The organism is Sphaerisporangium sp. NPDC049002 (genome assembly GCF_040649355.1).
Classification (GTDB): Bacteria; Actinomycetota; Actinomycetes; order Streptosporangiales; family Streptosporangiaceae; genus Sphaerisporangium.
This window is the reverse complement of the sequence record NZ_JBEZFH010000137.1, coordinates 1-20,079: the sequence shown is the minus strand read 5'-3', so window position 1 is coordinate 20,079 and position 20,079 is coordinate 1. Positions and strand designations below refer to the sequence as shown.

The 20,079-nt window shown below is 71.5% G+C and carries 9 protein-coding genes; 7 read left to right on the top strand and 2 right to left on the bottom strand.

Features of this window, described 5'->3' with window-relative positions; genetic code table 11:
• Window positions 1-1,230: prolyl oligopeptidase family serine peptidase (locus AB0B89_RS24430; protein WP_358557082.1), on the top strand; the 1,230-nt coding region annotated here is incomplete at its 5' end.
• A 66-nt stretch (window positions 1,231-1,296) separates the two neighbouring features.
• On the opposite strand, the gene AB0B89_RS24425 is transcribed toward AB0B89_RS24430, so the two are convergent.
• A complete protein-coding gene (locus AB0B89_RS24425; protein ID WP_358557079.1) occupies window positions 1,297-2,118 on the bottom strand; it encodes a 3-keto-5-aminohexanoate cleavage protein in 822 nt (273 codons plus the stop codon).
• A 187-nt stretch (window positions 2,119-2,305) separates the two neighbouring features.
• Between AB0B89_RS24425 and AB0B89_RS24420 the strand changes: the two genes are divergently transcribed.
• Genes AB0B89_RS24420 through AB0B89_RS24405 form a run of 4 tightly spaced genes read left to right on the top strand, consistent with a single transcriptional unit; the run spans window position 2,306 to window position 6,114 of the window.
• On the top strand, window positions 2,306-3,379 hold the full coding sequence (locus tag AB0B89_RS24420) for an L-erythro-3,5-diaminohexanoate dehydrogenase (protein WP_358557077.1): 1,074 nt from the start codon (window positions 2,306-2,308) through the stop codon (window positions 3,377-3,379).
• Complete coding sequence (locus tag AB0B89_RS24415; RefSeq protein WP_358557074.1) at window positions 3,376-4,923, top strand: lysine 5,6-aminomutase subunit alpha; 1,548 nt, start codon at window positions 3,376-3,378, stop codon at window positions 4,921-4,923. The genes AB0B89_RS24420 and AB0B89_RS24415 overlap by 4 nt, the downstream gene beginning before the upstream one ends.
• Window positions 4,920-5,705 carry an OAM dimerization domain-containing protein gene (locus AB0B89_RS24410; protein ID WP_358557072.1) on the top strand — a complete coding sequence of 262 codons (786 nt, stop codon included), beginning with the start codon at window positions 4,920-4,922 and terminating at the stop codon, window positions 5,703-5,705. Before AB0B89_RS24415 ends, AB0B89_RS24410 begins: the two co-directional genes overlap by 4 nt.
• Entirely contained in the window at window positions 5,698-6,114 is a 417-nt protein-coding gene (locus tag AB0B89_RS24405) for a hotdog domain-containing protein (RefSeq protein WP_358557069.1), read from the top strand. The genes AB0B89_RS24410 and AB0B89_RS24405 overlap by 8 nt, the downstream gene beginning before the upstream one ends.
• 1 nt (window position 6,115) lies before the next feature.
• On the opposite strand, the gene AB0B89_RS24400 is transcribed toward AB0B89_RS24405, so the two are convergent.
• Window positions 6,116-7,198 carry a GRAS family protein gene (locus tag AB0B89_RS24400; RefSeq protein ID WP_358557066.1) on the bottom strand — a complete coding sequence of 361 codons (1,083 nt, stop codon included), beginning with the start codon at window positions 7,196-7,198 and terminating at the stop codon, window positions 6,116-6,118.
• Between the two features lie 1,478 nt (window positions 7,199-8,676).
• Here AB0B89_RS24400 and AB0B89_RS24395 point away from each other — a divergent pair.
• Together AB0B89_RS24395 and AB0B89_RS24390 are read left to right on the top strand one after the other, a co-directional pair.
• Window positions 8,677-18,213, top strand: coding sequence for a type I polyketide synthase (locus AB0B89_RS24395; protein WP_358557064.1), 9,537 nt, complete (start codon window positions 8,677-8,679; stop codon window positions 18,211-18,213).
• A 1-nt stretch (window position 18,214) separates the two neighbouring features.
• Window positions 18,215-20,079, top strand: a 1,865-nt coding sequence (locus AB0B89_RS24390; RefSeq protein ID WP_358557062.1) for a type I polyketide synthase, incomplete at its 3' end; no start/stop codon positions are given.

The window sequence follows — 20,079 nt, the reverse complement described above, 5'->3', positions numbered from 1 at the left end:
CGGGCGGGCGCGTGGCCGACCCGAAGGCGTGCCAGTGCGGTGAGGTGCTCAAGGGCGTGCTCAAGCCCTGGGAGTGCAAGGTGTTCGGCACGGCCACGGCTCGGAGAGTGGACCGCCCTGGGCGAGCCCGACCCGGCGGAGCGCGTCCACGCGGCCGACTGCTTCGCCCGCCACATCGTGCTCAGCCTGCGCAGGGGCGGGGAACCGCTGCTCCGGATCATCCCGCTCGACGGCGGCGAGCCGTACGAGGTGCGCTCCGAGCTGCCCGCCGGCCGTATCGCGCACGTGCGCAACGAGGTGTACGACACCCGGTCGATCACCATCGAGACCGGCTCGTACACCGAGCCGACGCGCTGGCACTCGCTCGACCTGGACACCGGCGAGCGCACGCTGGTCAAGACCGCCGAGATCCCCGGGTACGACCCGTCGGCGTACGTCAGCGAGCTGCACTGGGTCCCGGCCCGAGACGGCGTCCCGATCCCTGTCACGATCGCCCGCCGGGCCGGCGTGCCGCTGGACGGCTCGGCCCCGTGCCTGCTCCACGGGTACGGCGCCTACGAGGCGACGGACGATCCCGCCTTCGAGACCGCCCTTTCCGTGCTGCTCGACGAGGGCGTGGTGTTCGCCGAGGCGCACATCCGCGGCGGCGGGCAGATGGGCCGCGACTGGTGGTTCCAGGGGCGCTACGGCAACAAGATCAACAGTTTCCACGACTACATCGACGTCGCCGACTGGCTCGCCGACGGCCGGGTCTCCCGCATCGCCACGCGCGGAAGGTCGGCCGGGGGGCTCCTGCAGGCGGCCGTGTACACGCTGCGCCCGGACCGCTGGGCGGCGGTCGTCGCCGAGGTGCCTTTCGTGGACGTCGTCACGACCATGCTGGACGACTCGATCCCGCTGACGGTGAACGAATGGGAGGAATGGGGCGACCCGCGACGCCGGGAGGACTTCGACTGGCTGCTGGCCTACTCGCCGTACGACAACGTCCCCGAGGGGAAGCGCCCGCCGTTGCTGGCGACCGGAGCCGCGCACGACCCGCGGGTGCTAGTCCACGAGCCGGCCAAGTGGGTCGCCAAGCTGCGCGCCACCGGCGACTCGCCCGTCCTGCTCCGCGTCGAGGTCGACGAGGGCGCCCACAGCGGCCCCACCGGCCGCTACGCCCACCTCGCCTACGAGGCCGAGATCTTCGCGTTCATCCTGGACGCCTTCGGCCCGGCACGCACGGTCTGAGCCTTGGGTTACGGCCGTACGGCCGTTCTTCCCGGCCACGGTGTCTCTGGTGCCTCCTTTGAGGCTTCAGCCGATGCCGAGGAAGGCGCGGGCCCGCGCGATCGGCATCGGGGGACGCTGGGCGAGCGACGCCGCCCGCGCGGCCCGCTCGACCAGCTCGGCGTTGTCGCGCACGGGGCGGCCCTTGGCGTAGGTCAGCGTGTCCTCCATGCCGACGCGCAGGTGGCCGCCGCCGGCGAGCGCGCCGAACAGCACCGGCAGTGACGCGCGCCCGACGCCGGTCGCCGACCAGGTGGCCCCCTCCGGCAGCGCCCGTACGGCCGCGGCCATCGTCGCGAGGTCGCCGCCGAACCCTCCGGGAACCCCCATGACCAGGTCACAGTGCACGCGACCGCCGTGGGGCGGGCCGTACCGGTCGAGCAGGCGGTGCAGCGAGACGATGTGGCCGAGGTCGAACAGCTCGAACTCCGGGACGATCCCGAGGCTCTGCGTCGCCTGGTACAGCTCGGCCATGAACGGCCACGGGTTGAGGAACACCTCGTCGCCGAAGTTGACGGTGCCGCAGGTCAGCGAGCACGCGTCCGGACCGGCGTCCAGCACCCTGAGCCGGTCGGCGTAGGAGTCGGTCACCGCGCCGCCGGTGGAGAGCTGGATCACCAGCGAGGTCGCGGCGCGCAGCTCGGCCACCGTGTCCTTCAGCCGGGTCAGGTCGAGCGTCGGACGGGCGTCGTCGTCGCGGATGTGCACGTGGACCACGGCCGCCCCGGCGTCCTCGCATGCCTTCGCGGCCGCCACCAGCTCCTCCAGCGTCACCGGGAGGGCGGGCGCGGCGTCCTTGCTCGTCTCGGCTCCGGTGGGGGCGACCGTGATGAGCGTCGAGGTTGTCATGGCCGAGATATTGCCTGGACGGGGGTGCTTGATACAAGATGTTCGCCTGAGTGACCAGTCAGGAACGAGATTCGTGAGGACGGTGAACGATGCGAGAGTTGTCTTTCCGTGAAGAGGGCGGCTGGACCGCGTCCGCGTTCGCCGTCGACCGCGCTCCTTCCACTGGCCTCAGCGCCGCGCAAGCTCCATGACCGATATCTCCCCCGTCGGCCTGCACCGCGTGCTTGAGCCGCGAGGCGTGCTGCCCCAGGCCGCTCTGCGCCTCGACGCCTCCCCTGACGTGCGCCCCGGCGAGGTCCGTGTCCGCGTCGAACGGCTGAACCTCGACGCCGCCTCCTACCGGCAGCTCTCCTCCAAGCACGACGGCGACGGCGACGCCGTCAGGACCGAGGTCTGCGAGATCATCGGCGACCGGGGCAAGATGCACAACCCGGTGACCGGGTCGGGGGGCATGCTGGTCGGCGTCGTGGACGAGGTCACCCCCGAGTCCCCGCTCGGCCTCAAGCCGGGTGACCGGGTCGCCACCCTGGTCTCCCTCACGCTCACCCCGCTCGTGGTCACCGACCGGCTGGCCGGCTGGGACGGCCTGTCCGAGCAGGTGCCCGCCGAGGGCCACGCGATCCTGTTCGCCCGCTCGATCGCCGCCGTGCTCCCCGCCGACCTGCCGGTCCCGCTCGCGCTGGCCGTCATGGACGTGTGCGGCGCACCGGCACTCACCGCCCGCGTGGTGCGTGAGCACGTCTCACGCCTCCACCCGCATAACGGTGACGGGAGTCGTCCCGGCCCGGTGGTCGCCGTCGTCGGCGCGGCGGGCAAGAGCGGTTCGCTGTCGCTCGCGGCGGCCCGCGGAGCCGGGGCGGCCCGCTTGATCGGGGTCGTCCCCCACGCGGCCGAGGCCGCGCTGCTGGAGGAGTCCGGGCTGGCGGACGCCGTCGTGGTCGCCGACGCCCGCGACCCCGTCGCGCTCTCCGAGGCCGTACGGGGGGCCGGAGGACCGGCGGACGTGACGGTCGTCTGCGTGGACGTGCCGGGGTGCGAGGGCGGGGCGATCCTCGCCACCGGCGACGGCGGCACGGTGGTCTTCTTCTCCATGGCCACCTCCTTCAGCGCCGCCGCCCTCGGGGCGGAGGGGCTGGCGGCCGACGTCACCATGCTCGTCGGCAACGGGTACGTCCCCGGCCACGCCGCCCTGGCACTCGACCTCCTGCGCACCGAACCCGGTGTCAGGAGGCTGTTCGAACACCGGCTGGAGGAAGCGTGAAGCTCGGACTCGACCCTGCCGTCATCGCGAAGGCCAGGGCGCTGGCGGCCCGCGCGGCCGAGCCGGTCATCGAGCTGGCGCGCACCCACACCACCGTCTCGGTCGAGCGGGCGGTGCTCCGGCTCGCCGGGGTCACCGGCGCCGACGCCGACGGCACTCCCTGGGTCAACCGGATCACCGACGCCGTGCGCGAGCAGGCCGGGCTGGAAAACGGTGTCGCCCTCCCCGTCTTCCACGCGCTGAACGAGCACGGCCTCTCGCTCGACGACCCGCTGTCCCTGCTCGCCGCCAGGTTCACCGTCCCGGACGGAGAGCGAGCCGTACGGGCGCGCACACGGGCGCGGGCGGCGGTCGCTCGCGGGATCGCCACCATCGACCACAACCGGGCGGAGCGGCAGCGGCTCCTCGCCAAGCACGGTGACCCGGAGATGCCCTGGATCTATCTGATCGTCGCGACCGGCGACATCTACGAGGACATCCCACAGGCCCAGGCGGCGGCGCGCGAGGGCGCCGACGTCATCGCCGTGATCAGGTCAACCGGCCAGTCGCTGCTGGACTACGTGCCCGAGGGCGCGACCAGGCAGGGGTACGCCGGGACGTACGCCACCCAGGAGAACTTCCGCCTGATGCGCGCCGCGCTGGACGAGGTGTCGGCCGAGCTGGGCCGGTACGTGCGGCTGACCAACTACGCGAGCGGCCTATGCATGCCGGAGATCGCGACGCTGGCGGGCCTCGAACGGCTCGACATGATGCTCAACGACTGCATGTACGGGATCATCTTCCGCGACATCAACCCGATCCGCACCTTCGTGGACCAGCGGTTCTCCCGTCAGGTCCACGCCCGCGCGGGCATCGTCATCAACACGGGCGAGGACAACTACCTCACCACGGCCGACGCGGTGGACGCGGCGCACACGGTCATCGCGTCCCAGCTTCTCAACGAGCGGTTCGGGCACGAGGCGGGGCTCGCGGACTGGCAGCTCGGCCTGGGCCATGCTTTTGAGATAAATCCGGAAATCCCGGATTCGTTCAGGTTGGAGCTGGCGCACGCGCTGCTCGTACGGGAGCTGTTCCCCGACGCGCCGCTGAAGTACATGCCGCCCACCAAGCACATGACCGGCAACATCTTCGCCGGTTATCTGCTGGACGCCTTCTTCAACCTCGCCGGGGTCCTGACCGGGCAGTCCATCCTGCTCATCGGCATGATGACCGAGGGCATCCACACGCCTTGGCTGTCCGACCGCGACCTCGCCCTGGAGAACGTCCGCTACGTGCGGCGGGCCGTCGGCGCCCTGCACGAGGACTTCGTCCCGGCCGCCGGCGGCCTCACCGTCGAACGCGCCCGCCAGGTCCTCTCCGAGACCGTCGACCTCCTCGACCGCGTCTGCGACACCTCCCTCCTCACCGCCATCGCCCAGGGCACCTTCGGCGTGACCCGCCGCCCCCCGGACCGGGGCAAGGGCCTGGACGGCGTCGTCCAGCAGTCCGGCGCCTACTACAACCCCGCCACCCACCTCCTGGAAACCACTGAGGAAAACGCGTGACGACGGATCTGGATACGATCAAGCAGGTCATCCGGCCCTATGGCGACACCACGGGTGACGGCATGGTCCAGGTGTCCTTCACCCTGCCCGTGCCGCACGGTCCTCGCGCCGAGGCGGCGGCGTCGCAACTGGCGAGAGGGATGGGACTCGACCCGGCCAGCGTCGTGCACGCCAAGGCGATGGGACCCGACTTCACCTTCTTCATCGTGTACGGCCGGGTCGGCCACCTCATCGACTACGCGGGTATCGACGTCCCGGAAGGCCGGGAATACCCGCTCCTGACACCGAAGCAGGTCAACCTCGCCATCAAGACGGTGCTCCAGCGCAGGCTCGTGGTCGTCGGCGCCTGCATCGGCACGGACGCCCACACCGTCGGCATCGACGCCATCCTCAACGTCAAGGGATTCGCCGGAGAGAAGGGGCTTGAGTACTACCGGGAGATCGAGGTGCACAACCTCGGAGCACAAGTAGAGGTCGACGCCCTCGTCGCCCACGCCAAGGCGGTCAACGCGGACGCCGTGCTCGTCTCCCAGGTCGTGACCCAGAAGGGCGCCCACGTCCACAACACCAAGCAGATGGCCGGAGCCTTCACCGACGCGTACCCGACGGCCGTCGGCGGGGGACTGGGCCGCCCGCTCCTCATCGTCGGCGGCCCCCGCTTCGACACCGTGACCCCCGCAGACCTCGGCGTCGACCGCATCTTCGGCAAGGGCACCACCCCCGCCGAGGTCGCCGGCTATATCGTCCACGCCCTGATCCCCGAATGGGAGCCCGATGAGTGACACGCCCGGCGGCACGGCAGGAGACTTCCTCGGGCTCACCGTCACCCATCGGCGGTACGTCCCGTACTCCCACGCCCACTACGGCGGAAACCTGGTCGACGGGGCGTACGCGCTCGGCCTGTTCGGCGACGTGGCCACCGAGATGTGCATCCGTACCGACGGCGACGAGGGCCTTTTCGCCTCGTACGCGGACGTGCGGTTCCTCGCGCCGATCCACGCGGGGGACGTCATCGAGGTCTCGGCGACCATGACGCGCGTCGGCAACCGTAGCCGAGCCCTCGCCTTCGAGGCACGGGTGGTGTGCCGGGCGACGCCCTCCGTCTCACCCTCGGCCGCCGAGGTCCTCGCCGTGCCGATCACCGCGGTCACCGCCACGGGAACGGTCGTGGTCCCGCCGCCCGGCACCTGACCTACATGCGCGCCGGCACCGCCTGGATGACGGCCAGGATCGGCTCGTCGTCGAACCCGATGCGGACGCTGTCCGGGTCCTGGCGGATGAAGGCGGGAGGGATCGGTTCCGACACCGACTCCGCGGGCGCGGGCATCGGCCGGAAACCGGCCTCGCGCAGCCGGGCGAGCCATGTCTCGGCCCGCTCGTGACGTTCGTAGCGGTCCTCGTCGTCCGTGGTGCCCACGATGTCGATCACCTCGCGCCGGAAGAACAGCTTCATCGCGTTGCGGTCGGCGTCCGACACGTCCAGCGCGTCTATCAGGCGGAAGACGGCGTGGAAGTGCCGCCAGGAGTTGTGGAACCGCTCGGTCAGCGCCACCCGGTGATGATCGGAGTCCGGCTCGCACAGCACGACGACGTCCGGCTCCGCGGCGCGCAGTTTCGCCAGGAACACGTTCCGCTCGTCGACGCCGGACGCGGTGTCCCGCAGGTGGTGCAGCGCGAACGCGGCGTTCATGACCAGCGGGCGTGGCGCCCGGCGCACCAGGTCCCAGTCCTCGTCGGTCATGTGCTCGGCGAAGCGGGGCACGGCATGGAAGTCCAGCGTGACACCGGTGTCGCGGATGGATCGTTCGGCCTGGTGGAGGCTGGCCACCGCGGGGTCCACCCCGATCACCGTCAGCCGCCCGGGTGCCTGGCCGCGCTTCGCGAGCGCGGTGAGCACCGCCGCCTCCTGGGCTCCCGAGCCGATGCCCACCGACAGCAGGGTGGCCGTGTCCCGTCCCGCGAGGTGACCGGCGAGCAGCGCGCCGCCGATGCGACCGGCCAGAGTCAGCACCGGCAGGTGTTCCGCCATCAGGTCGAACAACTCGATCTGCGGTCGCTCGAAACGGCGTAGGTACAGATTGTCGCGTTCGTCCTGGCAAGTTCCGAGCCTGCGGGCCAAGGCGTCGTGGTAGAGCAGGTAGAGGAAGTCATCGCCCATCCTCTCGGGGTCGATCAGGCCGCGAAGCTTGTCGAGCCGGCGCTGGGCGCTGTCGGCTCGATCCGCGTCCATGTCCTCCACGGCGCGGCAAAGCATGTCGAACTCATGGGCACTCACGTTGGTCCTCTTTGTTTCTGCTCGTGACGGTTACCCGGTGGTGTGAGCCGCAGGGTCTTCCCGCCGTGCTCTGAAAGGGGGCCTCGCGGCGGTCCACGTCCGCCGCGGTGCCAGGCACGTTCGAGACCGGGCACGTTCGGTGAATCCCGTCGTCCGAGGGCTCGGACGACGGTCCTGGGAATGGCCGGATTGATTCTCGATTTCGGACGGGAATCGCTGCGCACCATTCCGTGCCGGCTACCTCCCGCTTCTCCCGATCACTTTTTTCCGCGAAATCGCGACGCAGGACCCGGGCGAATATCCCGCGCCGGGAAAGCATCTTTCTTCGCCAGATCCATGGTGTGATAGCACGCTTAGAATTCACTTGTCCGCGCTTGGTATCGGCTTAAGGGGCCGATTGGGCGCACCGGTCGGTGCCGGTGTCCGAGCCGGGAGTTCGCCCTCTGGGCCGACGCGCGAAGGCCGCATTGACAGACGGCCATGACCGCTCACCAGATGCCGGGCGGTCGCCACGGGGCCGGATCGGGTCATTCCGTCAGGTGCGTCGCGGGAAGGGATTCGGGGGCCGGGCCGCCGTCGTCACCGCCTCGGAAGAACCGGGGCGCGATCGGGCGGTTCGAGGGCCACGCACCGATCGCAGGGACGGCGTCCACCGCTGGCAGGCGGGATGGAAATCCGCGTTCCCCGGTGATTCCGGCCGCCTGGGGAGGACCGGAATCCGGGATGCCGTGAACCCATCTTGACAGTGTCACATGTCGCCCGTCTATGATGACGGACGTCGAATCCGGCAGCGGTTGTCGTGGACATCGAAAGAGCGGTCGTCCTCGGCGTGCCGGCGACGGCCGATCGCCTGTCATGCGAGGTCTGGGGTTGCGGTGCACACGATATGCGGGTGATCAGATGGACGCTTTACGATGACGAATGCGGTAGAAGGGCCTGACGGCCGCGACGAAGTGCCGTCCGGCGAAGAAGGTCACCTATCGCCAGTGTCGCCGGCAGGAATTCCGGCTTCCTGGACAATCGGGCATGACGCGCGGGAAGCATCCCTGGCGTACATCACGAATCACTGGACCGAAGTGCCGTCGAACAGCGCGACAGACACCCTGATCGCATCGCGGTACGCCGATGAGGGCGACCATCTCCTGCCTCGCGGAGGCCGCGGGGGACGGGACCCCGTACCACCCCTCCGCCGGGAGGCCGGTCCACCCGTGACCGCCTCCACCGGCTGTCGCCGATCCGCTCCTTCCCGCTGACGCGGCGGGACGGACGCCGAGCGACTTCTCCACTCCTGTGGCGGCGTTTCCGTTCTCCAACCGAGACGCCGCTGTCTCTGGCCCTTCACGTGGCCGGACTCCAGGCGCGCGATCCCTGGATGACGTCTCCTGCGGCCACGCATGTGACGCGTCCCGGGCCGGCACGCCTGCCTACCACGCGGAAGGACATCTCCTGTGCGCGCCGACGAGACGGCACACAATCCAATGAGCAGTTCCGACGATCGGATCGCGATTGTCGGAGTGTCCTGCCGACTTCCCAAGGCGCCGAATCCTGAGGCGTTCTGGCGGTTGCTCCGGGATGGTGTGGACGCGCTGACGCCCGTACCCGAGGGCCGCTGGGACGTCGATCCGGGCGATGACGCCTCTCCGGATCTCGCGGGCTTCCGGCGCGGTGGATTCCTCGACGGGGTCGACGAGTTCGACCCGGGCTTCTTCGGGATCTCGCCCCGTGAGGCCGTCGCCATGGATCCCCAGCAGCGGTTGACGCTGGAACTGGCGTGGGAGGCGCTCGAAGACGGGGGCATCCTCCCCGCGTCCCTGGCGGGCAGCCGGACGGCGGTGTTCATCGGGGCGATGGGAGACGAGTACGCCCGGTTGCTGGATCGCCAGGGAACCGCCGCCATCGCCCAGCACACCCTGACGGGTCTGAACCGGGGCATCATCGCCAACCGCGTGTCCTACACCCTTGGGTTGCGGGGTCCCAGCCTGACGGTGGACGCCGCGCAGGCCTCGTCCCTGGTCGCCGTCCATCTGGCGGTCGAGAGCCTGCGGAGCGGGGAGTCGGCCCTCGCGCTGGCGGGCGGGGTGAACCTCGGCATCCTGGCGGAGGGCACCCTGGCCGCGGCGAGGTTCGGCGGGCTGTCCCCGGACGGCCGTAGCTTCACCTTCGACGCCCGTGCGAACGGGTTCGTACGCGGCGAGGGCGGGGGCGTCGTCGTGCTCAAGCCGCTGGCCCGCGCGCTGGCGGATCAGGACCGGATCTACTGCGTGATCCGGGGCAACGCGGTGAACAACGACGGCGCCACCGACGGGTTGACCGTGCCCGACGCCGACGCCCAGTCGGACGTGGTGCGGCGAGCGTGCGCGCGGGCCGGTGTCTCGCCCGCGCGGGTGCAGTACGTGGAGTTGCACGGCACCGGTACCAGGCTCGGCGATCCGATCGAGGCCGCCGCCCTCGGTTCGGCGGTAGGCGCCTGCCGCCCAGCGGACAGCCCGCTGGTCGTCGGGTCCGTCAAGACCAATGTCGGTCATCTGGAGGCGGCCGCCGGCATCGTGGGCCTGCTCAAGGTCGCCCTGAGCATCAAGGCGCGGACCCTGCCGGCGAGTCTGAACTTCGAATCGCCTTCTCCGGCCATCCCGCTCGACGAGCTGAACCTGCGCGTGCGGACGGCTTCGGGCCCCTGGCCCTGTCCGGATCAGCCCCTGATCGCCGGCGTCAGCTCGTTCGGGATGGGCGGCACCAACGCTCACGTGATCATGGAGGAGGCACCGCCGGTCGCCGAGCCCTCCTCGGCCGGCCCCGTGGAGGACCGTGGCGGGCCCGGGGTGGTGCCCTGGGTGATTTCCGGCCGGTCGGAGGCGGCGCTGGCCGCGCAGGCCGCCCGGTTGGCGGAGCGCGTCGAGGCCGATCCCGGGCTGCGTCCGGTGGACGTGGGCCACAGCCTCGCGACCACGCGCACCACCTTCGAGCACCGGGCGGTGGTACTGGGGAGCGAGCGCGGCGACCTCCTCCAGGGCCTGACCGCACTGGCCGGTGACGCCGCGACGCCCAACCTCGTGCGGGGCACGGCCGTGCCCGGCAAGACCGTGTTCGTCTTCCCCGGCCAGGGGTCCCAGTGGGCCGGCATGGCCGTCGAGCTCTCCGAAGCCTCCGCTGTGTTCGCCGGGGCGCTCGACGAGTGCGCCGAGGCCCTGGTTCCGCATGTGCGCTGGAACCTCGGCGAGGTGCTCCGTGACCCCGCCGCTCTCCAGTCCGTCGAGGTCGTGCAGCCGGCTCTGTTCGCGGTGATGGTCTCCCTCGCGCGGCACTGGGAGGCGCACGGGGTGCGCCCCGATGCCGTGGTCGGGCATTCCCAGGGTGAGATCGCCGCGGCCTGCGTCGCCGGTGCGGTGAGCCTGGCGGACGCCGCCCGGATCGTGGCCCTGCGCAGCCAGGCCCTCACCCGCCTGGCGGGTACGGGCGGGATGGCCTTCCTGGGGCTCCCCGCCGACGAGGTCCGCGCCGAACTGGCCGGTCGGGGCGGGCGCCTGGCCGTCGCAGCGGTCAACGGCCCCGCCGCGACCGTCGTGTCCGGAGACGCGGACGCCGTCGCCGAGACGGTGGCCGACCTGCAAGCCAGGGGAGTCCACGCGCGGGTGGTCGCGGTCGACTACGCCTCCCACTGCGCGCATGTGGAGGTGCTACGTGAGCCGATCCTCGACGGGCTCGGTTCGATCCAGCCGTCTGCCGGACGGGTCCCTTTCTGCTCGACCGTCACCGGCGAGATCATGGACACCGCCGGGCTCGACGCCGCCTACTGGTACCGGAACCTTCGCCGGCCGGTCGACTTCGAACGCGCGGTCCGCGGCCTGCTCGCGGCGGGATATCAGCGCTTCATCGAGATCAGCCCGCACCCCGTACTGACCAGCGCGATCACGCACACGGCCGCCGACGCGGGCTCCCCCGTCGCCGTCATCGACTCACTTCGCCGGGACGACGGCGGCCCCGCCCGCTTCACGACCTCACTCGCCCACGCTCACGTCAGCGGCGCACCGGTCGACTGGACCACCACGCTCACCGCCGGCCGGCGGGTCGGCCTGCCGACCTACGCCTTCCAGCGCCGGTCGTACTGGCCCGGCGCGACGGCCCGGCCCGCCCGCGCCGTGGTCGCGGGGGACGGAGCCGGCGAGCTCCCGCAGGCCGAGCGGACGCCGGACGTTCCCGGTAAGGCGGCCTCGTCGCTCTCCGGCCGGCTGACCGCGGCGGGCACGGAGGAGCGGCCTCGGATCCTGCTGGAGTTCGTGCGGGCACACGCCGCGGCGGTCATGGGTCATGCCGGCCCTGACGCCGTCGAGCCCGGGCAGACGTTCAAGAACCTGGGGTTCGACTCGCTCATGGCGGTCGAGCTCGGCAACCGGCTGACCGACGCGGCCGGGCTGCGACGCGATGCCACGCTCGTCTACGCCCATCCCACCCCCGAAGCGCTCGCCCGCCACCTCGGTGACGCGGTGGGGGGCGACGGCCGCACGGGAGCGCCGCGAGAGCAGGACGCGGAGGCCAGGGCCGGCGAACCGATCGCGATCATCGGAATGGCCTGCCGTTATCCGGGCGGTGTCGGGTCACCGGAGGACCTGTGGCGGCTGGTGGCGGACGAGGTCGACGCGACGGGACCGTTCCCGGGCGATCGAGGGTGGGACCTGGGCAGGCTGTACGACCCGCGGCCGGGAGTGCCGGGCCGGACCTATGTCCGGCGAGGGGGCTTCCTCGACGCCGCCGCCTTCGACGCCGGCTTCTTCGGGATCGGCCCTCGGGAGGCCGCCGCGATGGATCCCCAGCAGCGGCTGCTGCTGGAGGTCGCCTGGGAGGCGTTCGAACGGTCCGGCATCGATCCGGCAACGCTGCGCGGCGAACCCGTCGGGGTGTTCGTCGGCGCCGGAGCCCAGGAGTACGGCCCGCGCCTGTACGAGCCGGCGGGGGGCCACAACGGCTACCTGCTGACCGGGAACTCACCCAGCGTCGCGTCCGGGCGGATCGCGCACACCTTCGCCTTCGAAGGCCCGAGCATCACGGTCGACACCGCCTGCTCCTCCTCCCTGGTCGCCATGCACCTGGCCTCCCAGGCCCTGCGTCAGGGCGAATGCGCGATGGCACTGGCCGGTGGCGCCGCCGTCCTGTCCAGCCCCGGATTGTTCGTCGAGTTCAGCATGCAGCGGGGGCTGTCCCACGACGGCCGGTGCAAGCCCTTCGCCGCCCAAGCCGACGGCACCGCCTGGGGGGAGGGCGTCGCCCTCGTACTCATGGAGCGCCTGTCCGACGCCCGGCGTCTGGGTCACCAGGTGCTCGCGGTGGTCCGGGGATCCGCGGTGAACCAGGACGGCGCGAGCAACGGTCTGACCGCGCCGAACGGGCTGTCACAGCAGCGTGTGATCAGGCAGGCGCTGACGGCCGCCGGGCTCACCGAAGGCGACGTGGACGCGGTGGAGGCCCACGGCACCGGCACCACCGTGGGCGACCCGATCGAAGCCCAGGCCATCATCGCCACCTATGGGCAGAACCGGCCGGCCGATCAGCCACTGTGGCTGGGGTCGGTGAAGTCCAACATCGGTCACACTCAGGCCGCGGCCGGGGTCGGCGGTGTGATCAAGCTGGTCATGGCGATGGAGCATCGCCTCCTGCCCAAGACCCTGCACATCGACGAGCCCAGCCCGCACGTCGACTGGGCCGGTGGGGCGGTGTCGCTGCTCACCGAACCGCGGCCCTGGCACCCGTACGGGCGGCCGCGGCGGGCGGCTGTGTCGTCCTTCGGGATCAGCGGCACGAACGCGCACCTCATCCTGGAGGAGGCGCCGCCGGCTGAAGGACCCGCGACGGCAGAACCCACCGACGCGGGCACGGAAGAGCGTCGCGTGGTGCCGTGGCTCCTGTCGGGAAGGTCCGAGGGCGCGCCGCGTGCGCAGGCCGCTCGACTGGCGGAGTTCGTCCGGGCCGACCCCGAGCTGCGGCCGGTCGACGTGGCCCACAGCCTGGCCACCACCCGCGCCGTGTTCGAGCATCGTGCGGCGGTGATGGGAAGCGAGCGTGCGGACTTCCTCCATGGCCTGACCGCGCTGGCCGAGGGAACCGCGGCCCCCGACGTCGCGCAGGGCGTGCCCGCGCACGGCAAGACGGTGTTCGTCTTTCCCGGGCAGGGATCCCAGTGGGCGGGAATGGCCGTCGAGCTGGCCGAACACTCACCGGTCTTCGCCGACGCGCTCGCCGAGTGCGCCGATGCCCTGGCCCCGTACGTTCAGTGGGACCTGCGTGAGGTGCTCCACGATGCCGCCGCTCTGGCCCGTGTGGACGTCGTGCAGCCCGCACTGTTCGCCGTCATGGTGTCCCTGGCCCGCGAATGGGAGGCCCACGGCGTTCGCCCGGACGCCGTCGTCGGTCATTCCCAGGGGGAGATCGCCGCGGCGTATGTCGCGGGAGCCCTGTCCTTGGCGGACGCCGCGCGCGTCGTCGCTCTGCGCAGCCAGGCACTGACCGCCCTCGCCGGCACCGGCGGCATGGCGTTCCTGGGTGTGCCGGCTGATCAGGTCCGCGAGGAACTGGCCGGTTGGCCGGGGCGTCTTTCTGTGGCCACCGTCAACGGCCCGGCCGCCACCGTGGTGTCGGGGGACGCGGACGCGGTCGAGGAGATCATGGCGGTCTACCGTGCCAGGGGGGCGCAGGCCCGGAGGGTCGCGGTGGACTACGCCTCTCACTGCCCGCATGTGGAAGCCCTTCGTGAGCCGATCCTCGAAGCGCTCGCCGCGACCGCGCCACGGGCGGGGCGGATCCCGTTCTACTCCACCGTCACTGGGGAGGCGCAGGACACCGCCGAGCTGGACGCGGGCTACTGGTACCGCAACCTGCGCCATGGTGTCGAGTTCGAACGTACGATCCGCACCCTGATCCAGCAGGGACACGACCGTTTCGTCGAGGTCAGCCCGCATCCGGTGCTGACCGGCGCGATCGAGGACACGGCGGCCGACGCGGGCGCCACCGTCGCGGTCATCGGGTCGCTGCGCCGCCAGGAGGGCGGTCCCGCGCGCTTTCGCGCCTCGCTCGCCGACGCCTGGGTCAGCGGCGCGCCGGTCGACTGGTCGCCGGTCCTCGGAGCCGGACGCCGCCTGGCCCTGCCCACGTACGCGTTCCAGCGCCGGTCCTACTGGCTGGCTTCCACCCTCGGCGCGGGCGACGTGACGCGGGCAGGGGTGGACGCGGCGGATCACCCGTTGCTCGGCGTGGCGGTGGAGGTGGCCGACGGCGCGGGTGTCATCCTCACGGGCTCGTTGTCGCGAAGCGCGCACCCGTGGCTGGCCGATCACGCGGTGCTGGGCCGCGTCCTGCTGCCGGGCGCGGCGTTCGCGGAACTGGCGCTGCACGCGGCGGAACGTCTGAACTGCGACGGGATCGAGGAGCTGACACTGGAGGCTCCGCTGGCGGTGCCGGATGAGGGCGGGCAGGTGTCCGTCCAGCTCGTCATCGCCGGACCCGGCGACGAGGGGCGGCGCTCGTTCACGATCCATTCCCGCCGGGGCGGGGCCGCGGCGGACGGGGACCGGTGGACGAGGAACGCCTCCGGCGTGCTGGCGCCTCTGAGCGCCGGTGAGGAGGAGCACCTGGAGGTGTGGCCGCCGGCGGGTGCTGAGGCGATGGCCCTCGACGGGGTGTACGAGCGGCTGGCCGAGCGGGGATACGAGTACGGGCCGGCCTTCCAGGGGGCGCACGCGGTCTGGCGGCGTGGCGAGGAGCTCTTCGCCGAGGTGCGCCTGCCGGAGCCGGTGGACTGCGACGGCTATGGAATCCACCCGGCGGCGCTGGACGCGGCCCTGCACGCCATCCTCATAGCGGGTGCGTCTGCCGGTGCCGGTGACAGTGCGGTGCGTCTGCCGTTCTCCTGGAGTGGGGTGCGCCTGTTCGCCACAGGGGCGCGGGCGTTGCGCGTCCGGGTGGCCCCTACGTCCGCCGACGCCGTCAGCGTGGTCTGCGCGGACTCGGACGGGGCGCCGGTCGCGCTGGTGGAGGAGCTCACGCTCCGGCCGGTGAGCGCGGAGCAGCTGGCCCTGCTCGACCGTCCCGTCGCCGGTGAGGGTCGTGACGCAGGGACGCACCTTCTCTCGTGGACCCCGATCGACGCGGTCGAGACGCCGGCGGACTCCTCCTCGGACCCCGCCTCGACCTGGGCGGTCGTACGGGTCGGCGCCGACGAGCAGGACCGCCAGGGGACGGAGCCGCTTCCCGGCCTTCCGCCCGGCCGGCGGTTCGCCGATCTGGATCAGCTACGCGCGTGGCTCGACGATCAGCCGGCCCCCACAGGGCCTGCCGTGGTGGTCGCCGTGGTGGACGCGGACGAGAACTGGGAGAGCGCCTCCGCGGCCGCCGGCCGCGCCGAGGACGTGCTGAGCCTGGTGCGGAGCTGGCTCGCCGACGAGCGGTTCGGCACGTCGCGGCTGGTGGTGCTGACACGCGATGCGGTCGCGGCGCTCGACGGCGAGAGCGTCAGCGACGTGTCGGCCGCCGTGTGGGGGCTGGTCCGTACCGCGCAGACCGAGAATCCGCAGCGGCTGGTGTTGCTCGACGTCGACGCCCGCCAGACGTCCAAGGACGCGCTGCCGGGTGCGATCAGGACCGCGTTGGCGGGAGGCGAGTCTCAGCTCGCGGTTCGTGAGGGGCGGCTGCTGGCGGCACGGGTGGTCCCTTATCCCGTTCACCAGGCCGCGCTGGTGCCGCCGGGGCTGAGCGGCTGGCGGCTGGAGGTGACCGACCAGGGCGGTCTGGACGCCCTGGCGCTGGTCGACGCCCCGGAGCTGACCGGTGGGCTGGAACCCGGGCAGGTACGTGTCGCGCTGCGGGCGGCCGGGCTGAACTTCCGGGACGTACTCATCACGCTGGGCATGCTGGCCGACCGCAGGGTGCTCAGGGAGGGCGCCGGAGTCGTCGTCGAGGTCGGCGCGGAGGTCGCGGGAGTGCGGCCGGGCGACCGGGTGATGGGGCTGTTCCCGAACGGCGCAGGACCGGTGACGGTGACGGATCACCGCCTGGTCGCCCCGATTCCCGCAGACTGGTCGTTCGCGCAGGCGGCCGGGGTACCGGTCGTGTTCCTGACCGCGTTCCACGCGCTTGTGGACCTGGCCGGACTGAGGCAGGGGGAATCGCTCCTGGTTCACGCCGGGGCCGGTGGTGTGGGCATGGCGGCGATCCAGCTCGCCCGGCATCTGGGCGCGGAGGTCTACGCGACCGCGAGTGAGGGCAAGTGGGACACCCTGCGCGGCCTCGGGGTGGACGACGGGCGGATCGCCTCCACCCGGGACCCGGCCTTCGGCCGGCGTTTCCTGGGGGCCACCGGGGGGCGCGGTATGGATGTGGTGCTGAACTCGCTGGCCCGGGAGTTCGTCGACGCCTCCCTGGATCTGCTGCCCCGTGGCGGCCGTTTCATCGAGATGGGCAAGACCGACCTCCGCGACCCCGATGAGATCGCCAAGACCCATCCGGGCGTCGCCTACCAGGCGTTCGACCTGTTGCTGCTGGAGCCCGACCGTGTTCAGCGGATGTTCGTGGAGCTGGCGCGGCTGTTCGAGCGGGGAGTGCTCCAGCCGTTGCCGGTGACCTGCTGGGACATCCGGCAGGCTCCGCGGGCCTTCCGGTTCATGAGTCAGGCCCGTCATGTCGGGAAGATCGTGCTCACGGTGCCCGCGCCGTTCGACCCCGAGGGCACGGTTCTGATCACCGGTGGAACCGGGACGCTGGGCTCGTTCGTGGCCCGGCACCTCGTCCGCCGGTATGGCGCCCGCAGTCTCCTGCTGACCAGCCGGCGCGGACCGGACGCGGAAGGGGCCGTGGAACTGGCGGCGGAACTCGCCGAACTCGGCGCGCGGGTGGAGATCGCCGCATGCGACACCGGCGACCGCGACGCTCTGGCCGGTCTGCTCAAGGGACGCGAGCTGACCATGGTGATCCACGCCGCGGGCGTGTTGCGCGACGGCGTCATCGGCTCCCTGACACCGGAGCGGTTCCAGGAGGTGTGGCGTCCGAAGGCCCAGGCGGCCTGGAACCTGCACGAGCTCACCCGCGATCAGGACCTGGCCGCGTTCGTCATGTTCTCCTCGGTCCTCGGCACGCTGGGCGGTCCCGGGCAGGCCAACTACGCGGCCGCCAACGCCTACCTCGACGCCCTGGCGCATCACCGCCACGTGCGGGGCCTGCCCGCCCTCTCCCTCGCCTGGGGACTGTGGGAAGAGGGCAGCGGCATGACCGGGAGCCTCACCACCACCGACCTGCGGCGGATGTCCCGTTCGGGCCTCAGACCCCTCACCACCGAGTCCGGTCTCGCCCTGTTCGACGGGGCGTTGTCGACCGGCGATCCGTTCCTGCTGCTCACGGAGTTCGACGGGGCGGCGCTGGCCGCCGCGGTCCGTGAAGGGACCGTGCCGCCGCTGCTGCGGGGGCTGGTCCGCGCACCGGCCCGGCGCACCGCCGGTGCCGCCGCTCCCGCAGGCACCGCCTCGTTCGCCGAGCGGCTCGCCGGGCTGACCGGCGAGGCCAGGCACGGCCTGTTGCTCGACCTGGTTCGCGGTCACGTGGCCGCGACCCTCGGGCACGCCGACCCCGGCGGCGTCGACGTCCGCCGCGCGTTCAAGGAGATCGGCTTCGACTCCCTGTCCGCGGTCGAACTTCGCAACCGCCTCAACACGGCGACCGGCCTGCGCCTCCCCTCAAGCCTCATCTTCGACCACCCGACTCCGGAAGCGGTCGCGCTCCACCTGAACGCCACGGTCCCCGGGCCCGCCGCGGAGGCCGACAGGGAGGAGAGCGCCGTACGCGCCAAGCTCGCCGCCATTCCGCTGCGGAAGCTACGTGAAACCGGACTGCTGGAGCAGTTGCTCGCCCTCGCCGACGGTTCACCGGCGCCCGACACCGTGCGGACTCCGAGTACCGACGACATCGACACCATGGACCCCCGCGCCCTTCTAGAGCTGGCCCGCGAGTACTCCTCGCCGCCAAGTGGATCGGAGAGTTGAGATGAAGGCATCCGACCAAGAGCTCGTAGAGGCGCTGCGTCGCTCTCTGAAAGAGATCCAGTCGCTGAAGCAGGCCAACCAGCGTTCGGCCGACCAGGCACGCGAACCGATCGCCATCGTGGGCATCGGCTGCCGCTATCCGGGCGGGGTGCGCTCGGCGCGGGATCTGGGGCGGTTGGTCGCGGACGGGGTGGACGCGATCGGGGCGTTCCCCGTCAACCGGGGGTGGGACCTCGACGGGTTGTTCCATCCGGACCCTGACCACGCCGGAACCACGTACGCGCGGGAAGGCGGGTTCCTGCACGACGCGGACGGGTTCGACGCGGAGTTCTTCGGCATCTCGCCGCGTGAGGCGCTGGGGATGGATCCCCAGCAGCGGGTGGCGCTGGAGGTCGCCTGGGAGACGCTCGAACACGCGGGCCTCGACCCGGCCGGCTTGCGCGGCACCGCGACGGGCGTGTTCGTCGGAGCTCTGACCTCCGAGTACGGCCCCCGCCTGCACGAACCGGCCGCGGGTCACGACGGCTACCTGCTGACCGGGAGCACGTTGAGCGTGGCGTCCGGGCGTATCTCCTATGTGCTGGGTTTGGAGGGTCCGGCGATCACGGTGGACACGGCGTGTTCGTCCTCGCTGGTGGCGATCCATCTGGCCGTTCAGGCGTTGCGCCGGGGTGAGTGCGCGCTGGCGCTGGCCGGCGGTGTCACGGTCATGGCGACCCCCGGCATGTACGTGGAGTTCTCGCGGCAGCGGGGGCTGGCGTCCGATGGACGGTGCAAGGCGTTCGCCGCGGCGGCCGATGGGACCGGCTGGGGCGAGGGCGCCGGGATGCTGTTGCTGGAGCGGGTGTCCGACGCCCGTCGTCTGGGTCACCGGGTGCTGGCGGTGATCCGGGGGACAGCGGTCAACCAGGACGGGGCGTCGAATGGTCTGACGGCTCCGCATGGTCCGTCGCAGCAGCGTGTGATTCGTGCGGCTCTGGCCAATGCGGGGATCGCCGCGGCTGATGTCGATGTCGTCGAGGCTCATGGCACCGGGACCACGCTGGGTGATCCGATCGAGGCGCAGGCGATCATCGCCACCTATGGGCAGGACCGGCCGGCCGATCGGCCGTTGTGGCTGGGCTCACTGAAATCCAACATCGGCCACACCATGGCCGCCGCCGGCGTGGGCGGTGTGATCAAGATGGTCGCGGCGATGGAGCGGGGGGTGTTGCCGAGGTCGTTGCATGTGGACGAGCCGAGTCCGCATGTGGACTGGTCTGGTGGGGCGGTGTCGCTGCTGGCCGAGTCGCGGGGGTGGCCGGGGGGCGACCGGGTCAGGCGTGCGGGTGTGTCGTCGTTCGGTATCAGCGGTACGAACGCTCATCTGATCCTTGAGGAGCCGCCGGCCGTTGCGGAGGAGCCGCCGGTCGTCGACGGTGATGGTGGGTCGTCGTTGGTGGTGTGGCCGCTTTCGGGGCGGAGCGAGGAGGCGTTGCGGGCGCAGGCGGAGCGGTTGGGGGGTTATCTGGCTGGTCGTCCGGGTGTGGATGCGGTGGCGGTGGCTCATGGTCTGGCCAGGGGGCGGACGCATTTCGCGCACCGGGCCGTGATCGTGGGTCCGGAATCCGGTGGTGTGGAGCAGGCTTTGGGGGCTGTTGCCGGGGGGCTTTCTCATCCGGGTGTGGTGTGTGGGTTGTCTGCGCGGGGTGTGGGGAGGACGGTGTTTGTTTTTCCTGGTCAGGGGTCGCAGCAGCCGGGTATGGGGTTGGGGTTGTATGAGGCGTTCGGTGTGTTTCGCCGGGCGTTGGATGAGTGTGATGAGGCGTTGCGCCCGTATACCGGTTGGTCGGTGGTGGGGGTGTTGCGTGGGGATGTGGGTGCCCC